We start from the raw sequence: 18,966 nt of genomic DNA on the forward strand, positions 1-18,966 counted from the left end.
CCCGAGGCAATCCTCTGAAGGGATACCTCGGACAGGTCGCGCAAAAAAATGTTAGAGGTCGGCCGGCAGCGGCGCGCGCAGCCACTTCTGCGAAATCGCGTTCATGGTGCCGTCCTTGCGGGCCTTGGCAATCACGTCGTCGACTTTCTGCTTCAGACGCGGCTCGTTCTTGTTCAGACCGACGTGATCCGGCGAGCTGAACAGCGAGAATTTCTGCTCCGGATCGTTCGCGGGATGACGCGCGAGAATCGTGGCGCCGACGTCGTTGCCGACTACCATCAACTGTACCTGACCAGAAAGGAACGCCGATATTGCGCCGTTAGGATCGTCGAATCTTTTGATGTTGGCCGAGGGCGGGGCGATCTTGGTCACGCTCAGGTCTTCCAGCGTGCCGCGCGCCACCGAAATCGACTTGCCGGCGAGGTCGGCGGCGTTCTTCACGGGCAGCGACTTCGGACCGAACACGGCGAGGTAGTACGGCGCGTACGGTTGCGAGAAGTCGATCACCTTGTCGCGCTCCGGCGTCTGGCCGACTGAAAGCAGCATGTCAGCCTTGTGGTCGGCGAGATAGGCCATACGGTTGTCTCCCGTCACCTGCACGAGTTCGACCTTGGCGTTGAGCGCCTTGCCGATCAGATTGGCGACGTCGATGTCGTAGCCCATCGGCTTCATGTCCGGACCGATCGAGCCGAACGGCGGGTAATCCTCGAACACGCCGATGCGTACCGTGCCCGATTTGGCGATGCTGTCGAGCGCATCGGCCTGCGCGGCCGACGAAAACGCGCACAGCGCGCCGACGCCGGTGAAGGCGAGCGCGGCGGCGAGCGTCGCGAACACGCGGCGCGTGCTGGAGTGAGCGGCTTGAGCTTGGGTCATGGTCTTTCCTCTGTCGAGTGGATCGGTATTGGAATAGGTTTTAGTGGGCGCGCGCGGCGATCAGTTTGCACGCGTGCGACGGCAATTCCGCGAGCACCGGCATGCCGAGCGTTAGGCCCGGCGTTTCGCGCGGCGTGGTCGCGGCGGTCAGCGTGAAGCCGCTGCAATCGATCGTCGCTTCGAGCGACGCGCCGACGTCGCGGATAAACGTGACCGTGCCGGCCAGCCGGTTCGGACCCGCGGTGTCGGAAGCCGGTTTGACGCACACGTCCTCCGGCCGGATCAGCAGACGGATATCGCTGCCGGACTCCGGCATGCGCGCGTTTTGCGCCACGCTGATGCGCCGGCCGCCGGGCAGATTCACGCCGCCGGCGCCATCGTAAGTGACCGGCAGGATATTGCCCAGCCCGATGAAATCCGCCACGAACTCGCTGACCGGATCGCGATAAATATCCAGTGGTTTGCCGACTTGCGCAATCCGGCCTTTCTCCATCACGACGATTTCGTCGGCCATGGTCATCGCTTCGCGCTGGTCGTGCGTGACCATGATCGTCGTGATGCCCAGGCGCTGTTGCAGCAGGCGAATTTCCACCTGCATTGCTTCGCGCAGTTTGGCGTCGAGCGCGGACAGCGGTTCGTCGAGCAGCAGCAGTTTCGGTTGCGACGCGATCGCGCGCGCAATCGCCACGCGCTGGCGCTGGCCGCCGGAGAGTTGCGTGACCGGCCGGTTCGCCATGTGCGGCAACTGGATCAGCTCCAGCAATTCGGCGACGCGGCGCGCCTGCTGATCCCTGGCGGTCTTGCGTAATTTCAGCGGATAGGCGACGTTCTGCGCGACCGTCATGTGCGGAAACAGCGCAAGCGACTGGAACACCATGCCGAAATCGCGCTGATTCGCCGGCAGCCGCGTGATGTCGCGGCCGGCGAAATGAATGCTGCCCGAGGTCGGCGTTTCCAGACCGGCGATCATCCGCAGCAAGGTGGTCTTGCCGCAGCCGGACGGGCCGAGAAAGCACACCAGCTTGCCATCGGGCACGCTCAGATCGACGCTGTCGACGGCCTGCGCCGCGCCGAAGCGACGGGTCACAGCCTGCAAGGTGAGATGGGTCATCGAATGCTCCAGCAAAGAGGTGTCACGGTTCGCCTGGTCCAATGCGATACAGGCGGCGCTCAAAGCGCCACGCCTTCATCGCCGACCAATTTTTCGAGCAGCCAGATCAGCGCGAAGTCGATCGCGACGATGAACACCGCGAAACAGAACACGGTCGGATCGAGCGATGACACCGTGCGGCTATACAGCCACACCGGCAAGGTCATCGTATCGATGCCGTACAGAAAGAAGGTCACCGTGAACTCGTTGAACGAGACGATGAACGCGAACAGCATGCCGGCGAGAATGCCCGGGCGCATCAGCGGCAGGATCACGTCGACCAGTGCGCGCAGCGGGCTCGCGCCCATCACGCAGGCGGCTTCCTCGAACTCCGGGCCGATCGAGGCGACCGAGGCCGCGCAATTCTTCACAGTGAAAGGCAGCGCCAGAATCACGTGCGCGATGATCAGGCGGAACACGCCGAGCTCGACCGGCAGCACGTTGAACACCAGCAGCAGCGACAAGCCGAGCATCACCAGCGGATAGACCAGCGGCAACGCCACCAGTTGTTCGACCGCCGGCTTGCCGCGAAAACGGTAGCGGCTCAGCGCGTAGGCGGCGGGCACGGAGACGAGCGTGGCGATCAGCATGGTTGAGAGCGCAACGATCAGGCTCGTGCTCAACGCGGCGCCCATGGAGAGCGAGTCGCTCGCATCCGGCGACACGAAGCTATGCCATGCCGCGCGATACCAGTGCAAGCCGTACGCGTGCGGTGGGAATTCGAGCGTGTCGGCGGCGCTGAACGACATCGTGATCATCGTGAGGATCGGCAGCGCGGCGAGAAACAGCACGATCGCGGCGAGCAACGCGGCGGCCTTGCCGAGTTGGCCCGGCATGGTCGCGGCGGGCCAGCGCGGGAAAAGCGGCGGACGGGGCTGAAGATCCGCGCGGCGAATGGGCGTGCTCATGCGTGGGGCTCCTCCGCGAGACGCTGGGACCGGCGCACGAGGCGCTGCGACAGCGCCATCACCGTTAACGTGGCGATCATCAGAACGACGCCCGACGCAGACGCCGCCGGCCAGTTCAGCAAGGGCGCAACCTGATCGTGGACCAGCACGGCGAGCATCGGCACGCGCCGTCCGCCGAGCAGCAGCGGCACGGCGAACGCGCTGGCGTTGTAGGCGAACACCAGCAGCGCGCCCGACACCAGACCGGGCATGGCCAGCGGCAACAACACGTGACGCAGCGTTTGCCAACGCGTCGCGCCGAGCGTGGCCGCGGCTTCTTCATACGAGCGGGATACCGCGCGCATCGCGCTGGACAGCGGCAGTACGGCGAGCGGAAAGGCGGTCTGGATCAGGCCGAGCAACACGCCGTTCTCGCGATACAGCCACATCAGCGGACGCTGGATGAGCCCGCAGCCGAGCAGCGCGTGATTGAGCAAACCGGCCGGGCCGAGAATGATCAGCCAGCCATAGCCTTGCAGCAGCAGATTGACGAGCAGCGGCAGTAGCACGCCAGCCAGCAGCAGGCGGCGCGCGAGCCGCGATTGGGTGCGCGCCATGGCCAGCGCGACCGGAATGGCGAGCAGCACCGCGCAGATCATGCTTTGAAACGCGAGCTTCAGCGTGAGCCACAACGACTTCAGGAAGTAGCTGTCGAGCAGGTCGGCGTAGTTCTGCAGCGTGAAGCCGCGCCACTCGTTGCCCTGCGTGCCGAAGCTCATGCGCAGCACCACCAGCGCCGCCGCGCCGAGCACCGCGAGAAACAGCAGGATCGGCGCGAGCAGCAGCCAGGGGCGCGCTTTTTCCATCGCGGAGGCGGCGGGCGCGTCCGGTGTGGGGGAGCCGACGGCGGCTTCACCAGAAGCCGCCGTCGACGCAGCACGCCGCGAAAAGCGCGCGAGCATCGGTGTCATGCCGAGAAAATTTCGGTGTAACGCTTGATCCACGCCGGCTGCACGACGGCGAGCGCCTTGTCGTCATGCAACACGGCCTTCTCGGCGATCTGCTTCGGGCTCGGCACGAACGCGCGGCTCTCGGCCGGAATCACGGCTTTCGAATTGACCGGGCCGTTCAGCACGTCGGCGGCCATGCGGCCTTGCACACCCGCGTCGAGCGAATGGTTGATGAAGGCGTGGATCACGTCGCTGTCGGCCGGATGCGCTTTGGGGATCACCGTGAACATGAGTTGCGTGGCGAAGCCTTCTTTCATGCCGTAGGTCACGCCCATCTTGTATTCGGGCTTGCGGATCTGGTCGGGGAAAAAGGCCGGCGAATAAATCCCGCCGATGTCGAGCGAGCCGGTGCGGAACAGATCGGCCACCTGGTTCGGGTTCTCGCCGAGCGTCATCACGCGGTCTTTCAGTTCCATCAGCTTCTTGAAGCCCGGCTCGATGTTCTGCTGCGAACCGCCGTTCATCTTCGCCGCGATGATCGCGAGGTCGACCGCTTCGGCCCACTCGGGCGGCGGCAGGAACAGGCGGCCGGCGTACTTGGGATCCCACAGCGCTTCGTACGAGGTGGGCGCGCTCTTGACCGTCGACGTGTTGTAGATCAAGCCGTCCGACCACAGCAGATAGCCCACGCCGAAACCGTTCGCGCCCGTGCGGTACTGCGGCGCGACGTCCTTCAGATTGGGCAGCTTGTCGAGGTCGGGTTTCATCAGCAGACCGGCGTCGCCGAGACCCGACGCGCCCACGCCGGCCAGCGTGATGACGTCGTAAGTAGGGCGATCGCCTGCGGCCTTCAGCTTCGCGACCATGCCCGAAGTGCCGTCGGCGCGGTCGGCGATCACCTTGCAGCCGGTCTTCGTTGTGAAGGTTTGGGCGATGTTGCGCAGCGCGGCGGCGCCGGTGTCGTCCGACCAGGTCAGCAGGCGCAAGGTCTTGCCGCTGAAGTTCTGTTCCTGCGCGCGCAGATTGACGAACGGCATCGGCAAGGTGGATGCCGCCAGCGCCGCGCCGATCGCCTTGATGGCCTGCCTTCTACCCCGTTTGATCTCTTGCATGGCGGTCTCCCGTGTTGAACGCCTGTTGCCTGATGAAAATTACTGTGACCGCTGACGCTGCACCGCCCGGTTGCGCGGCGTGTTGATGCACTCTAGGTTTGCCAAAATCCCTCAACAAACGAAATATGCGCATGACGGGCATGACGGAATCTCATGCGCTGGGGTTGGCGCGGCGGACGGGACGAATTAGTCGCGCTCGGCCAGAGCACCGAGGGCGGGGCGTATGCGGGTTAACGTCCACGGTTCGGGTACGCTTGAGGGGCGCGTGGAGGTATGAGGAAAGCTCGGTTCTGGTGCGATGCTTTGGCGGCTTGCCCCGGCATGGTGCGGAATGGCGCGTTCAGCGTGCCGTTTTTGCGGAAGCATGAATTCGGCGCATGCGGCTGGGGCGCTTCAGCCCTCGTGTGGGCCTGTCCGATCGCGTATCCTGTGGGCTTGACAGCGAGTTGGGCGATGCGCGTCGCTTCGCCCAAACAATGACTTTTCCTGATCCCGGACGACTCCGATGCGCCGCCTTCCGCCACTCAACGCGCTGCAGATTTTCGAAACCGTCGCGCGCCATCGCAGCTTTACGCGCGCCGCCGACCACCTGTGTCTCACGCAAGGCGCGGTCAGCCGGCAGATCATCGCGCTCGAGGATTACTACAAGTTCCCGCTCTTCAAGCGTCACGCAAAAGGCCTGACGCTGACCGCCGAAGGCGAAATGCTGCTGCCCGCCGTGAAGGAGAGCTTCGCGCGCATCGAAGAGATTTCGTTGCGGCTCACGCGGCAGCGCACCGATCTCGCGCTGAAAGTGCCGACCTGCGTAATGCGCTGGATGCTGCCGAAAATCATGCGCTTCCAGGCCGAATACCCGGATCTGCATGTGCAGATCACCACCACCTGGCAGCACGACGTCGATTTCCAGAGCGAGCCGTTCGACGCCGCGATTATCTACGGCTCGTCGCCGGGCGCGGGCGTGCAGGCGGTGCCGTTGTTCGAGGAGCGTCTGACGCCGGTGTGCGCGCCCGATCTGCTGAAGGACAAGCCGCTCGCGCAGGTCGCGGACCTGGCGCGCCACACGCTGCTGCATCCCACTCGCGATCATCGCGACTGGAAGATGTGGCTGGCCAAGGCCAGCGAAGGCGACCCGACGCAGGCGCCGGCGGTCGACGCCGAGCACGGCCCGAGCTTCGACACGCTCGATATGGCGACCAATGCCGCGCTACAAGGATTCGGCGTGGCGATCAGCGACCTCGCGCTGATCGACGAAGACGTCACGGCGCGCCGCCTCGTGCGGCCGTTCGATACCGTGCTGAAGACCGGTTGGCGCTATTACTTCGTATATCCGGACTCGGTGGCGCACCAGCCGAAGCTGAATCTGTTCCGCGACTGGATCGCGGCCCATTGGGAGGAATAATTCAGGTCAAGGCGTCAGGTCAAGGCTTCAAGGCGCGAACGACAGAAACAGATACGCCGCGAACAGCGACAGATGCACGGCGCCTTGCAGAATCGTGGTGCGCCCGCTGCTCAGCGTGAGCGTGCCGACCAGCAAGGTGAGGATCAGCAGCACGGTTTCCTTGCCGTCGATGCCGAGCATGAGCGGCTGGCCGTTCCACAGAAACACCGCGGCGACGGTCGGAATCGTCAAGCCGATACTGGCCAGCGCCGAGCCGAGCGCGAGATTCATGCTGTTCTGCAAGCGATCGGCGCGCGCCGCGCGCACGGCGGCGAGCCCTTCGGGCAGCAGCACCAGCGCCGCGATCACGATACCCACCACCGCCGCCGGCGCGCCCGCGTTCTTTACCGCGGTTTCGACGATCGGCGACAGGATCTTCGCGAGCAGCACGACGGCGACGAGGCACACCAGCAGCAAGCCGCCGGCCGCGAGCGCGACGCCGACGCTCGGCGGCGCGGCATGAGCATCTTCGTCCGACGCATCGGCGAGAAAGTAATCGCGATGGCGCACGGTCTGCACGAACACGAACACGCCATACAGCACCAGCGACGACACGCCGGCAAAAGCCAGTTGCGAAGGCGACAGGATCGGGCCGACGCTGGTGGTCGTGTAGTTCGGCATGACGAGCGTCAGCACCGACAGCGACGCCAGCACGGCCAGCGCCGCCGATGCGCCGCGGCTCTGAAAATCCTGCTCGCGATGGCGGATGCCGCCCACCAGCAGGCAAATGCCGACAATGCCGTTGCAGACGATCATGACCGCCGCAAACACCGTGTCGCGCGCGAGCCCGGCTTTTTCCGGGCCGGAGGTGAGCATGACCGAAACGATCAGCGCGACCTCGATTACCGTGACGGCCACCGCCAGCACCAGCGTGCCGAACGGTTCGCCGACGCGATGCGCGACCACTTCCGCGTGATGCACCGCCGTGAACACCGCGGCGCACAGCGCGACGCCGACCAGCGCGAGCAGCAGCCCGTTACCCGGCAGTGCGTAGGCGAGCCCGAGCACGATCCACGCGACGAGCGGCGCGGCAATAGTCCAGCGGGGCAAAACGGTCGCGGGCGTGGTCATTCGGGCTTCCTTTTCGATGCTGGTATGGGACGGGGGCGAACGGCCGCCGTCTGGAGCTTGAAGCGAGCGCGAATGCTAACGCATCGTGTCAACAATGCGCTCTAACGCATTAAATTATAAAGGATAGTTTTTGCAGCCAGTGCTTGATCGCGGGGTCGTGGCGCGGCGTCGGCGGAATACTCGCGCGGAAGTCTCGACGACCCATAAACGGAAACGGGCGCCAATGCGTTGTGATAACGCATTGGCGCCCGCGTAGAGCCGGCGACGGCTCGACGACGCTTACTGGCCGACCGGACGGATCGTCAGTGCGTTCTTGACCGACGTCACGCCAGCCACGCCTTGCGCGGCCGTCGTGGCCAGGTCGACCTGCTGCTGCTCAGGCACGGAACCGGCGAGCGTCACTGCACCGCCGCGCGCACGCACGGTAATGTTGTTGACGCTCAGGCCCTTGGTCTTCGCCAGTACGCTGCGGACCTTGCGGCCGAGCGCACGGTTCGCCGCCTTGGCTTGCTTGGCGGACGGCGCCGACGATGCAGCCATCGGGGCCGCAGCCATCGCGTCGCTGCTTTGCGCATACGCATTGAGGGACGCCAGAACGATCAGCGCGCCGCCGACCATCTTGATTGCCGTGAATGCTTTCATTCAACTTTCTCCTGTTGTCATGGATACGACGATCCCCGGATGGGGATCTGTGCTTCGCCTGCGGATACATCGGGATCGACACTGAATGAAACGGTGCTGCGGGTCGTGCGAAGGCTTTCAAATTGCCTGCTGATTCAGGCCGACCGTGCCACGCGCAAGCCGTTGAAGGCTGTGCCGCGGGCCGGAAACACACGATACTCCAATTAGTGCCATGGTGAATAAGACGGTGCCAGGAAATGAGGTTCTGGTACAACGAATCGGCCGATCGCAACAGGCCGATGGCGTCGTATTGCTGATCGCGCAACCGTGCCGGAGCCACTACCACGCGCATTGAAAACAAGGTCCACTGCATGCGAAAACCGTTGCTGCCCATCGTGCCATTGCTTCGTGACGAATTACCGCTCGATACGGTCGAGCTGGCGCGCTTCATGATCGGCAAATATCTCGTGCGCGATGTGCCGGCAGGGCGCATCAGCGGACGGATCGTCGAAACCGAAGCGTATCCGCTCGGCGATTCGACCAGCCACGCGTTTATGGGCCGCCGTCCGTACAACCTGCCGATGTTTCTGGCGCCGGGCTTTGCCTATGTGCGGCTCACGTACGGCGTGTCGTACATGCTCAACATGTCCGCCGAAGCGGAAGAGATCGGCGCCGGGATTCTGTTTCGCGCGATCGAGCCGCTCGAAGGTCTGCCGCTGATCGAAGCGCGCCGGCCCGGCGTGCCGCTGCGCGACCTCGCGCGCGGGCCGGGGCGGCTCACCAACGCGCTCGACATCGGGCCGTCGTTCAATGGCTGCGATCTGTGCAGTGGGCGCGACTTGTGGATCGGTGCGATCGAGCGCGGCGAGACGCCGATCGGCGTGACAACGCGGATTGGCTTGTCGCGTGAAATGCATCAGCCGTTGAGGTTTTTCGAACCCGGCAGCGCGTTCGTCAGCGGGCCGCGAAAACTGCTGTTGCCGACGCAGGCCGTTCAGCCGAAGCGGGCGAAAAAATGACCGTCAGGCGAGTGGGTCGCCGGTCAAGATGGCCGGTTCGGACGCATTTCGAAACGTCAGACACAAAATGTTACGATCCCGACAATTATTACGGTAAGAGCGAAACTTGGCACCGACTTTCCGGTGATTCATCGCGCATTCTTGCGAAAACAACAATTATGTATCTCTGAATTAAGGGTTTTCCCGAGACGGTCGGGTGTCTAGACTGGGATCACTCGCTTCTCACAACGTGTGACAGGCGAAGCCAAAAAACCAAATCTGGAGGTAGTGATCATGAAGTCGCTCATCAAGGCAGTCGCCATTGCAGTCGTTCTCGCCGCTCCCGTCGCAGCGTTCGCTCAAGCGAGCCAGCAACCGGTGACCCGCGCCGACGTTCGCAACCAGTTGATCCAGTTGGAACAGGCCGGCTACAACCCGGCGAACAGCAGCGACCCGACCTATCCGGCCGACATTCAGGCCGCTGAGCGCCGTGTCGACGCACAGAACCCGGCGGCGGTCGCGCAGACCCAGGAACCGGTTGCCGACACCAGCGGCTACGGTGGCGCGGCGAGCGGTTCGTCGCAAGCGGGTGGTGTAGTCCAGCCGATGTCGGGCTCGAAGTCGGTGTATTTCGGTAACTGATCGGGCAGCGCAGTCTGGCATTAAAGCCGTTGAAGTGTTGAAGCCGTTGAAGGATTAGCAGCGTGTGCGCCGTCAGCGTCGGCGCACACGGCATCGCGAAGTGTTAAAACTTCGACGATGCAGAAACGTAGACGTGAATTCGCGCGCGCGACCTGACGATCAGGTCACGCGCCGCGCGAACCGAGTGCAAAGAACCTCCGCTGCCGCAAGGTAGCTTCGCCCAACCTTTTGAAGGATTGGGCTTTTTTTGCGCTCCGGTTTAGCAGCGGGTGGACACGCCAGCGGTTTTTTTCAGGGCCGCTCGCCGTGAATATAGAACTCGAGTTGCTGAATGGTGAACTGCTGTTCGGCGATGATGTTCTTCACCAGGTCGCCGATCGACACCATGCCGATCAGGCGATCATTCTCGATCACCGGCAAGTGCCGCATGCGCCGCTCGGTCATCAGCGCCATGCAGTCGTCCGTGGTCTGGTCGGGTCGCACGAAGCGCACCGCTTTGCTCATGATGTCGCGCACCGGCGTGGCCTTCGACGAACGGTCCATCAGCACGACCTTGCGCGCATAGTCGCGCTCCGTGACGATGCCGGCGATGCTGTCGCCGTCCGTCACGACCAGTGCGCCAATCCCTTTTTCGGCCATTAGCTTGATGGCGTCGTAGACGGAATCGTCGGCCCCGACCGTAAAGACGACGGTGTTATCAGGTTTAGTTTTAAGAAGCTGTGCAACGCTTGTCATGGAGCGGCTCCGTTTCGCAGTGCAGCACGCCGGCGTGGCGTGCTGTCGTGAGGGACAGGCCATTCCAGTATAGGCGTGGCGCGCTAGCGGGATACCCGGGAATACCTGTGGCGCGTCAGGCGTTCTATGCTCAAGCGCGGTCCAACACACCAACGCGCATCCGTGCGATCCGCATGGCCATACGGTGCTGCATGCCGTTTAGCGATAAACTCCTGTCTCATATCTAATCTCCCAGTTGATCGGGTTCATGTCAGCACCACTGTCTAACGCCATGCTCACGTCTCACGATCCGTCGCCCGCAGCAGACGGCGCACTCAACAACGGCGAATGCGTCATTCTCGACGCCACCGCCACGCTCCCCACGCGCTACGGCACGTTCACCTCGTACGTGTTTCGCGTGTGCGAAAGCGGCGCCGAACATCTCGCGCTCGTGATGGGCGACGTCGCCAACCAGTCGTCCGTGTTGACGCGTCTGCATTCCGAATGCCTGACCGGCGACGTGCTCGGCTCCTACCGTTGCGACTGCGGCGAACAACTCGACCTCGCGCTGCGCTATATCGCGGCCGAAGGCTGTGGCGTGCTGCTGTATCTGCGCGGTCACGAAGGCCGCGGCATCGGGCTGTCGAACAAGATCCGCGCATACGCGCTGCAGGAGCAGGGACGCGATACGGTCGAGGCCAATCTCGATCTCGGCCTGCCGGACGATTCGCGCGAATACGATTCGGCGGCCGGCATTCTGCGCACGCTGAAGGTGACCTCGGTGCGTCTGATGAGCAACAATCCGGAGAAGTTCGACACGCTGTCGAAGCACGGTATTCCGGTGTGCGAGCGGGTGGCGCTGGCCATTCCGATGCGCGAGGAAAACGAGCGTTATATCCGCACCAAGCAGGTCAAGTTCGGCCACTACTTCGACGAAAACGAATAAGCGGTTGAAGCGCGCCGGCCGCCGTTGGTGACACACGGCGGCCGGCGTTTTTGCGTGGATTTCATCAATCTGTTGCGTGACTGATTCTGCTGCGAGCCGGGCGTTGCGTCGACCGGTACGCACGCGGCGCGATAGGACGTCGCGCGTCAGCGCGATCAGAACAGGCCGAAGTCGTCGTTGCTGTCGGGAATGGCGTTGAGCACGTCCCGCAGCGCGTGCCATCCCAGCCATCCCAACAGACCGACCGATAACGCCAGCCAGCGGTGCGCGTTGGTTTGCGCGTGCGCGCGGTTCAGCGGCGTTCGGTATTTCGCGGACGTGCGCGATTTCATCGAAGCGCGCAGCAAAGGGCAGGTGTGCATGCTGTCTCTCGTGATGCGCGCTGTCTAGCGGGAGGCCGCCACGGCCGCCACCGCCGGCAACATCCCCGCCAACGCCTGCGCCAGCGTCGTCGCCCCGAAATACCGTTCGCTGACCTCCTTTTCGAAGTCGATACGCCCCGCGTTATGCGCGTCGTACAGATCGACGATCAGCCGCGCGTATCGCTCGCCGAGACCGGCCGCTTGCAGCATGGCGTTCCACTCGCCACGCGGCACTTCGCGCGCGATCACCTGACTGCCGGCCAATTCACCGACCGTGCGCGCCACCTCGAACGTGCTGACGCGCTGTTCGCTTTCGATACTCACCACGCGCGGCGACACGTTCAGCGCCCGGTCGTCGAGCAGCAGTTCAGCGGCGAGCACACCCACATCCTGCGCGGCGACGGTCGGATACAGCTTGCTCACCGGATGATGCAGGCTCGGCAGCACACCTCGCGCGAGCATCAAAGGCAGCATGCGCGTCCAGTTGTGCATGTGCTCGGCGGAGCGCAGGAAGGTCAGTTGCGTATCGACGGTTTTTAGCTGCGTTTCAAGGTAGTGGAACAGCGTCGAGATACCCGTGCCGCTCGCGTGTTCCGCGCCATAGTCCGATAGCGCGAGAATCCGTTGCGGCGGATTCGCCTCCAACGCGTCGACGCTCGAGTTGATCATGCGCCGCATTTCAGCGGCCGGATCGGCGTGCGCGCGCGGCACCGGACACAATATCTGCACCGCGTACGCGCCTTCGATGGCCCTCGCCACCGATGCCGTATCGAGCAGATCGGCGAGCGCGATCTCGCAGCCGATCCGCGCGAGCTCCTCGCCTTGCTGGCGGTCGCGGACCACCGCGCGCACCGCGTGACCGGCTTCGCGCAAAACCGTCGCGCTGACTTTGCCGACCTGGCCGGCGGCTCCAAAAATCACGAACATGTTGATCTCTCCTGGTCCCGTGCAAGGGTGTGTGGATCGGTTGTCATGGCGTCATCCTAGAGAGACGGCGACGTAAAAACGCGCAGACAGGGATCGCATTGCGCAGATTCGGATGATGGTCTGCATTGCGGCGCTGCAACACGCGAACGGGATCGCATCGTGTCGAGCGCCGCCGCGAAAAACCCCGCACAATGCACGCACCCAGGCCGCCATCCACGAGGCACGCAATGAACGCCGTGACACCGATACCGCTAACGCACAGCGGCTCCCGCATCGCCTTACGTTCCAGCCAGTCGCTGGGCTGGCAGGGCTTCGGCGCGGAACTGGTCAATGTGTCGGCCGGGCTGCATCGGGTGCCGGCGTTCAAACATCATCGGGTGGGCGTGCATGTCGGCGCGCCGGTGCGGGCGCGTTGCGTGTGCAACGAGCGCCGTTCTTCGCGCATCCAGGCGCATGGCGACGCCGACGTAATCCCCGCGGGTCTCGACGGGCAGTGGACCGACGAATCCCCTTGCACGATTTTCAGCGTGTGGATCGGCGAAGCATTCGCGCAGCGCACCGTCGAGCAGTTGGCCCTGAAGTCCGCCGACGCGCAGCTTCGGCCGCAATTCCAGATGCGCGATCCGCGTTTTCAGCATCTGGCGTGGGCACTCCACGCCGAACTCGAAGCCGACGAAACCTCCGATCCGCTGTACGCCGAAAGCCTTTGCACGGCGATGGTGGTGCGCCTGATCGGCGGTGCGCCCAGCCTCGACAACAAGCGCCGCACGCTCGCGCCGACCATGGCCACGCGCGTGATCGATTTCATCGAAGCGCACCTCGATCAGCGTCTCACGCTCGGCGAACTGGCCGCGTTGGCGGAGTTGAGCGTGCCGCATTTCAAGGTGCTGTTTCGCGAGACGCTCGGCACGCCGGTGCATCAGTACGTGGTGCACCGGCGCGTCGAAAGAGCACGGTCGCTACTGCTGCAAGGCAAGCTCAGCGCGAGTCAGATCGCGTTGGAAACGGGCTTCGCGCATCAGAGCCACATGGCGCATTGGATGGTCCGCTTGCTGGGCGTCACGCCGCGCGAACTCGTCAAGTCAAGTGCGAATGCAGGCCGCATTGTCGAGCTTTCCACGTTAAATGCCCGCCGCATTGCAACAGCGCGATAAACGTTCGAAACGCACTGCAGCATGCGGGGTTTGGAGTTCGCGCTCTATTGCCGTTCATCGATTTGTATAGCTAAATACCCGGACTTCGCAACTGGAGGCTGTACATGTCGAAATCGAAAGGTTCCCGCTTTGTCGCCTGGGCAATGGCCGCTGCGCTGACTCAGGCGCCGCTCGCACTGTTGCTCACATTCGCCACGCCAGCGGGCATGGATCGCGCGGTTGCCGCGACCGCTACGGCTAACGCCAGCGTCGATAGTTACGCGGCCACACGCTATCCGATCATTCTCGTGCACGGTCTCGCGGGCACGGACAAATACCTCGGCGTGCTCGACTACTGGTACGGCATTCAAGCCGATCTGCAGCAGCATGGCGCGACCGTATACGTGGCGAATCTTTCGGGCTTTCAAAGCGACGACGGCCCGAACGGCCGTGGCGAACAACTGCTCGCGTACGTGAAGCAGGTGCTCGCGGCCACCGGCGCACCGAAGGTCAACCTGATCGGCCATAGCCAGGGCGGCCTGACTTCGCGTTACGTCGCGGCGGTCGCGCCGGACCTCGTCGCTTCGGTCACGACGATCGGCACGCCGCATCGCGGCTCGGAATTCGCCGACTTCGTCACAAGCGTATTGCAGAAGGACCCGACGGGTCTGTCCACGCCGATCATCGGCGCGTTCGCGAATATCTTCGGGATCCTGACGAGCAGCACGCACAACACCGACCAGGACGCGATAGCCGCGCTGCAAACGCTGACCACCGCCAACGCGGCGGCCTTCAATACGCGCTATCCGAGCGCCGGACTCGGCGCGCCCGGCTCGTGTCAAACGGGCGCGGCGACCGAAACCGTTAACGGCAACACGCATCTGCTGTATTCGTGGGCGGGTAGCGCGATTCAGCCGACGTCGGTACTCGGCATTCCCGGCGCCACCGACACCAGCGTCGCGCTGATCGACCCGGCGAACGTGCTGGACCCGTCGACGCTCGTGCTGTACGGCACCGGCACGGTGATGCTGACACGCCAGTCGGGGCAGAACGACGGGCTCGTCTCCGTGTGTAGCGCGCTGTACGGCAAGGTGCTCGGCACCAGCTACAAGTGGAATCACCTCGACGAGATCAACCAGTTGCTCGGCGTGCGCGGCGCGAATGCGGAAGACCCGGTCGCGGTGATCCGTACTCAGGCGAACCGGCTGAAGACGCAAGGCGTTTGAGCGGATGGCGCAAGACGAACGGCAACGAGGCGGTGCGCGCAAGCAATGGTTCGCCTACGTCGCGGTCGGTGCGATATCGGCCGGCGCGGCGCTGTGGGTGAATCGCGCGCCGACTGCGCAACACGAGTCCGTGGCGCGGGTGGGGCAGGCGGCCAGCGCCGCGCAAACGGCGCCTGCGTTGGGGCAAGATCCGAACGCGTCGGCGGCGGGCGCGCTGCCGGCCTCGCTCGACGGCTCGTCGCCGCCACGTTTGCCTACCGACGGGCGCGGTCATCTTGCACGCACGCGTGCGGTGCGCGATTTCTTCGACTATTTTCTGACGACGCAAAACGAAATTCCCGCCGCGACGCTCGACGCGTTAGTGCGCCGGCAGATCGCCGCGCAACTCGACGGCACACCGGCCGCGGACGAAGCGCTCAACGTCTGGCAACGCTACAACGCCTATCTGAGCGCAGTGGGGAAGCTGCCGCAAACATCGGCTTCGCCTTCGCCTTCGCCGTCACAAACCGGCGCAAAGCCGAATCTCGACGCGTTGCAACTCGAACTCGATCAGCGCGACGCGGTGGGCACGCGACTCATGGGCGAATGGAACGCGCCGTTCTTCGGCGCGGAGTCGCAGCAGCAACACACCGATCTGGCGCGCTTGAGCATCGCGTCGGATGCTTCATTGAGCGACGCGCAGAAAGCGGCCCGTCTCGCGGCGCTAGATGCCGCGTTGCCACCCGAAGTGCGCGCCGCGCACGAGCGCATCCGTCAGCAGCAGGCCGCGCTCGACACGTTGAGCCAGGCGCAAGCGCAGGCACAGAAGCAGGGCGGTTCGCTCGACGCAATGCGAGCGCAGATCACGCAGACGCTGGGGCCCGAAGCGGCGGAACGCGCGGTGAAAATGCAGCAGGCCGACAACGCGTGGCAGGCGCGCTATGCCGACTATGCCAATCAGCGCGCGCAGATCGACAAACAGAATTTGCCGGCGCAGCAACGTGACGCGCAGGTCACGCAACTGCGTCAGCAGTTCTTCACGAATCCGAGCGACGCGATGCGGGCGGCGTCACTCGATCGTGGCAGCGGTTCCGGCGGTTGAGGGCGCGCCCCACCCTCAACCCGGCGTGGCCCCCGTCAACTGCGAATACACATCGTGCGACAGCTGCAACAGCTGCTTACGATCGATCCCACCCGACACCGCATAGCCAAAGTCGCCGTCGACCCAGTAGAAGACATTCACCGGCCCGTCCTGATACAGCTTGAACGCGGTGGTGTTCGAATTCACCTTGCGATGCGAGATGCACAGCGTCACGCGTTCGCCGTTCGGCCCGCGATACATGAACTGCGCGGTCGGGCCATCGGCGCCGGGCAACAGCCGGCCGCCCGACAGATCGAAGCCGCTCTTCGACAGCACCGGCGGATGCACGTTGGTGCCGAGCCGGTTCGACAGCCACTGCACGAAGTCCTGTTCGTGGTCGGCGTTCATCTCGGCCGGGCGGTCGATCGCGGGCATATAGACCACATGCGCGATCGCCGCCTGGCGCGCGAACATTTCGCTGCTGTCCGCGCTGACCGGACGCGTATCCGAATGGCTCGCGCCCATCGGCATCGCCACGTCCTGCCCCATATGTGTGCCCACGCCGATACCGATCCCCAGCACCAGCGCCGCCGCCATGCCCGCGAACTGCGGCCAGTTGGCGGCCATGCGCCAGCGGCGCGGCGCGGGCGCCTGCAGCCGTTTCGGCACGGGCTCGCTCAGCACGCGGTCGTAGCGCTCGTGGAACAGGCTGTTGAGCGAGAAATAATCGCTGACGCGCGCGGCCAGCTCGGGGTTCTGTTCGAGCGCGCGCTCCACCTCGACACGCCGTTCGTCGGACAGCGTGCCGTCCGCGTAGGCGTGCAGGTCTTCTTCGCCGATCGGCATGGATTGGTCGCTCATCGCACCACCTGTAATTTTGCACCGGGCTGCGAGCCCGCCATCAACGCTCGCAACCGCTCGCGGCCGCGCGACAGACGCGACATCACCGTGCCGAGCGGAATATTCAACGCGAGCGCCACGTCGGCATAGCTCATTTCCTCGAGGCCTACCAGCAGCACGACTTCGCGCTGTTCCATCGGCAGGCGTTGCAGCGCGTAGTCGAGATCGCGCATTTCTAGTGAGCGGGTCTGGTCGGACGCTACCGCGAATTCGCTTTCGTGGACGCTGTCGTCGTCGACCGCCACGTGAACGGCGCGTGCCGACGCCTTGCGCGCCTGATTGGCGAAGACGTTGTGCATGATCGTGAACAACCACGCGCGCAGATCGGTGCCCGGCTGGAACAGGCCGGTGCGGCCGAGCGCGCGTTCGAGCGTGTCCTGCACCAGATCGTCGGCGAGGTCGCGATTGTTGATCAGCGCCCGCGCATAGCGCCGCAAACGCGGCACATGCTCCATCAACTCGTCACGGACATCCATGGTTCATCCCAATTGTGGGGCTTGTGTGAGACGGAAGACCGACGCGCGCCGAGCGCGCCACCTGCGGTATTCCAGTGGCTAACACGCCTGGGCGGAGTTTATTCCTTCGCGTTGCGTGATTGTGAGGACGAGGGTAGGAGACGGCGGCGTTCATCGCAGGGTCATGGCGTCGGCGGCACGCATCAGGCCATGGGTGCGGGCGTCGCCGGCGACCACGAAACGCTGCCGCTGCGCGGTCCAGCCCAGCAGCCGCAGATCGCCGATGCGCCGCGCGGTCCACTGCGGCCGATCCGACGCCAGCAACGCGAGGGTCGAGATCAACACCACCGGCTGATTGTCGCCATTCAGGTAGACGAATTCGCTGGCGCGCTGAAACGGCCCGAGCGACAGCACGCGCTGGTCGACGAGCCGCAGGCCGATGCCCGACAGATTCGGCGCGGCCGGGTCGGCGCGGGTCGGCGACGTCGCGGAAAACGGCGTCGCGGCGGTTTCGGCCAACGCCATGACCGCGGCGTTGTTGAGCGCCGACGCGGATACCTGGGAGGCGGCGAGCCAGCCGCTCGCGGCCGCCACCGTCAGGAACAGCGCCGCCAGCGTGTTGAGCAGGCGGTTAGGGCGCATCGTCCCGTGCGCGCGTTCGCGCCCGCCGCGTGAACCCTTGACGTGCTCCGGTGCGGGTTCGTCGGTGGTTTGAAAGGCGGCCTGGATCTGCGCATTGAGCCGGCCGTAAAACGCCACCCGGCGCGCCTCCGCGGGTTCCTTGCCGAGATAGTCCTGCAGAAACGCCGCGCGTTCCGGCGTCAGGGTGCCGTCGGCATAGGCCTGAATGTCGGCTTCGGAAAGCGGCGAGTCGGGCGGGGCGTGGGTCGAGGTCATGGTATCGGTGTGCGTCGAAGGGGTGCCGAAGGTGCGTCAGAGGTGCGTCAAAGGTCGGCTATCGAGGAGGCGAACACAGGGCGGGGCGCATTTATTCCATTGATTCTCCATGATGCGCGCGTCATTTTTATTGTGTGTGGCGACGCGAGCTAACCCACTCAATGCGCCTTTTATTCCCACCTGGAAATTTGTTTTTTATCGAGCGTGAACGCAGGAATAAAAGCCCGCAACGTGTGGTTCTCCCTCATGCAAACCTGCACAACACTCTCAGGAGTTCATCATGAAGAAGATCGCTTTTGCCGCTTTGTCCATTGCTATTCTCGCCACCTCGTCGGGCGCTTTCGCACAAGCCAAGACCCGCGCTCAGGTCTACCAGGAATTGATCGAGGCGCAACAGAACGGCCTGGATTACGTGACCGACACGTCGTATCCCGAAGTGAACCCCATCTTCGCGCAGCAGGTCCGGCAGCATAAGCAGGCGCTGGCGGCCGAAGCCGCTCGCGCGGCCGACACCGGCGGCGTCGCGAGCGGCACCGTGGAGTCGGGCAGCGCCAATTGAACGTGCCGGCTACCGGCGCGACGATCGAACGGGCGCGCCGGA

General features: G+C 64.3%; 21 protein-coding genes. 8 read left to right on the forward strand and 13 right to left on the reverse strand.

Features of this window, described 5'->3' with window-relative positions:
* Nucleotides 1-51 precede the first annotated feature (51 nt).
* The 5 genes from GGD40_RS34990 to GGD40_RS35010 are packed head-to-tail and all read right to left on the reverse strand — an operon-like array spanning nt 52 to nt 4,975.
* Nucleotides 52-876, reverse strand: a complete 825-nt coding sequence (locus GGD40_RS34990) for a transporter substrate-binding domain-containing protein (RefSeq protein ID WP_179746796.1) — start codon at nt 874-876, stop codon at nt 52-54.
* Between the two features lie 40 nt (nt 877-916).
* Entirely contained in the window at nt 917-1,987 is a 1,071-nt protein-coding gene (locus GGD40_RS34995; protein WP_179713786.1) for an ABC transporter ATP-binding protein, read from the reverse strand.
* Nucleotides 1,988-2,046: 59 nt separating this feature from the next.
* Nucleotides 2,047-2,934, reverse strand: a complete 888-nt coding sequence (locus GGD40_RS35000; RefSeq protein ID WP_179746797.1) for an ABC transporter permease — start codon at nt 2,932-2,934, stop codon at nt 2,047-2,049.
* A complete protein-coding gene (locus GGD40_RS35005; protein ID WP_179746798.1) occupies nt 2,931-3,884 on the reverse strand; it encodes an ABC transporter permease in 954 nt (317 codons plus the stop codon). Before GGD40_RS35005 ends, GGD40_RS35000 begins: the two co-directional genes overlap by 4 nt.
* Complete coding sequence (locus GGD40_RS35010; RefSeq protein ID WP_179746799.1) at nt 3,881-4,975, reverse strand: ABC transporter substrate-binding protein; 1,095 nt, start codon at nt 4,973-4,975, stop codon at nt 3,881-3,883. The genes GGD40_RS35005 and GGD40_RS35010 overlap by 4 nt, the downstream gene beginning before the upstream one ends.
* Nucleotides 4,976-5,480: 505 nt before the next feature.
* Here GGD40_RS35010 and GGD40_RS35015 point away from each other — a divergent pair.
* Nucleotides 5,481-6,374: a LysR substrate-binding domain-containing protein gene (locus GGD40_RS35015; RefSeq protein ID WP_179746800.1), complete on the forward strand. Its 894-nt coding sequence runs from the start codon at nt 5,481-5,483 to the stop codon at nt 6,372-6,374.
* Nucleotides 6,375-6,401: 27 nt separating this feature from the next.
* On the opposite strand, the gene GGD40_RS35020 is transcribed toward GGD40_RS35015, so the two are convergent.
* Both GGD40_RS35020 and GGD40_RS35025 read right to left on the reverse strand, forming a co-directional pair.
* Nucleotides 6,402-7,484 carry a calcium:proton antiporter gene (locus tag GGD40_RS35020; RefSeq protein WP_179746801.1) on the reverse strand — a complete coding sequence of 361 codons (1,083 nt, stop codon included), beginning with the start codon at nt 7,482-7,484 and terminating at the stop codon, nt 6,402-6,404.
* Between the two features lie 279 nt (nt 7,485-7,763).
* On the reverse strand, nt 7,764-8,126 hold the full coding sequence (locus GGD40_RS35025) for a BON domain-containing protein (protein WP_179713780.1): 363 nt from the start codon (nt 8,124-8,126) through the stop codon (nt 7,764-7,766).
* 350 nt (nt 8,127-8,476) lie between these two features.
* Here GGD40_RS35025 and GGD40_RS35030 point away from each other — a divergent pair, with 350 nt between their 5' ends.
* Nucleotides 8,477-9,124, forward strand: coding sequence for a DNA-3-methyladenine glycosylase (locus GGD40_RS35030; RefSeq protein ID WP_179746802.1), 648 nt, complete (start codon nt 8,477-8,479; stop codon nt 9,122-9,124).
* Between the two features lie 273 nt (nt 9,125-9,397).
* Entirely contained in the window at nt 9,398-9,745 is a 348-nt protein-coding gene (locus GGD40_RS35035) for a DUF4148 domain-containing protein (protein ID WP_179713778.1), read from the forward strand.
* Between the two features lie 291 nt (nt 9,746-10,036).
* Here the strand turns inward: GGD40_RS35035 and GGD40_RS35040 are convergent, their stop codons facing one another.
* The gene (locus GGD40_RS35040; RefSeq protein ID WP_035556801.1) at nt 10,037-10,480 is read right to left on the reverse strand and encodes a CBS domain-containing protein; all 444 of its coding nucleotides are present in this window, start codon (nt 10,478-10,480) and stop codon (nt 10,037-10,039) included.
* Nucleotides 10,481-10,751: 271 nt separating this feature from the next.
* On the opposite strand from GGD40_RS35040, the gene ribA reads away from it, so the two are divergent.
* A complete protein-coding gene (ribA, locus tag GGD40_RS35045; protein WP_035556805.1) occupies nt 10,752-11,405 on the forward strand; it encodes a GTP cyclohydrolase II in 654 nt (217 codons plus the stop codon).
* Between the two features lie 155 nt (nt 11,406-11,560).
* Here the strand turns inward: ribA and GGD40_RS35050 are convergent, their stop codons facing one another.
* Together GGD40_RS35050 and GGD40_RS35055 are read right to left on the reverse strand one after the other, a co-directional pair.
* Entirely contained in the window at nt 11,561-11,767 is a 207-nt protein-coding gene (locus tag GGD40_RS35050; RefSeq protein ID WP_179713777.1) for a hypothetical protein, read from the reverse strand.
* Nucleotides 11,768-11,791: 24 nt separating this feature from the next.
* Nucleotides 11,792-12,694, reverse strand: a complete 903-nt coding sequence (locus tag GGD40_RS35055) for an NAD(P)H-binding protein (RefSeq protein ID WP_179746803.1) — start codon at nt 12,692-12,694, stop codon at nt 11,792-11,794.
* Between the two features lie 227 nt (nt 12,695-12,921).
* Between GGD40_RS35055 and GGD40_RS35060 the strand changes: the two genes are divergently transcribed.
* The 3 genes from GGD40_RS35060 (at nt 12,922) to GGD40_RS35070 (ending at nt 16,134) form a co-directional block, all read left to right on the forward strand.
* Nucleotides 12,922-13,848, forward strand: a complete 927-nt coding sequence (locus GGD40_RS35060; protein WP_179746804.1) for an AraC family transcriptional regulator — start codon at nt 12,922-12,924, stop codon at nt 13,846-13,848.
* Nucleotides 13,849-13,952: 104 nt separating this feature from the next.
* On the forward strand, nt 13,953-15,053 hold the full coding sequence (locus GGD40_RS35065) for a triacylglycerol lipase (protein ID WP_179746805.1): 1,101 nt from the start codon (nt 13,953-13,955) through the stop codon (nt 15,051-15,053).
* Between the two features lie 4 nt (nt 15,054-15,057).
* Complete coding sequence (locus GGD40_RS35070; RefSeq protein WP_179746806.1) at nt 15,058-16,134, forward strand: lipase secretion chaperone; 1,077 nt, start codon at nt 15,058-15,060, stop codon at nt 16,132-16,134.
* Between the two features lie 15 nt (nt 16,135-16,149).
* On the opposite strand, the gene GGD40_RS35075 is transcribed toward GGD40_RS35070, so the two are convergent.
* The 3 genes from GGD40_RS35075 to GGD40_RS35085 form a co-directional block, all read right to left on the reverse strand.
* Nucleotides 16,150-16,974 carry an anti-sigma factor family protein gene (locus GGD40_RS35075; RefSeq protein WP_179746807.1) on the reverse strand — a complete coding sequence of 275 codons (825 nt, stop codon included), beginning with the start codon at nt 16,972-16,974 and terminating at the stop codon, nt 16,150-16,152.
* Nucleotides 16,971-17,489: a sigma-70 family RNA polymerase sigma factor gene (locus GGD40_RS35080; RefSeq protein WP_179713771.1), complete on the reverse strand. Its 519-nt coding sequence runs from the start codon at nt 17,487-17,489 to the stop codon at nt 16,971-16,973. The genes GGD40_RS35075 and GGD40_RS35080 overlap by 4 nt, the downstream gene beginning before the upstream one ends.
* 150 nt (nt 17,490-17,639) lie before the next feature.
* Entirely contained in the window at nt 17,640-18,365 is a 726-nt protein-coding gene (locus GGD40_RS35085) for an anti-sigma factor family protein (RefSeq protein WP_179746808.1), read from the reverse strand.
* A gap of 280 nt (nt 18,366-18,645) precedes the next feature.
* Here GGD40_RS35085 and GGD40_RS35090 point away from each other — a divergent pair, with 280 nt between their 5' ends.
* A complete protein-coding gene (locus GGD40_RS35090) occupies nt 18,646-18,924 on the forward strand; it encodes a DUF4148 domain-containing protein (RefSeq protein ID WP_179746809.1) in 279 nt (92 codons plus the stop codon).
* Nucleotides 18,925-18,966 lie beyond the last annotated feature (42 nt).

The organism is Paraburkholderia bryophila (genome assembly GCF_013409255.1).
Taxonomy (GTDB): Bacteria; Pseudomonadota; Gammaproteobacteria; order Burkholderiales; family Burkholderiaceae; genus Paraburkholderia.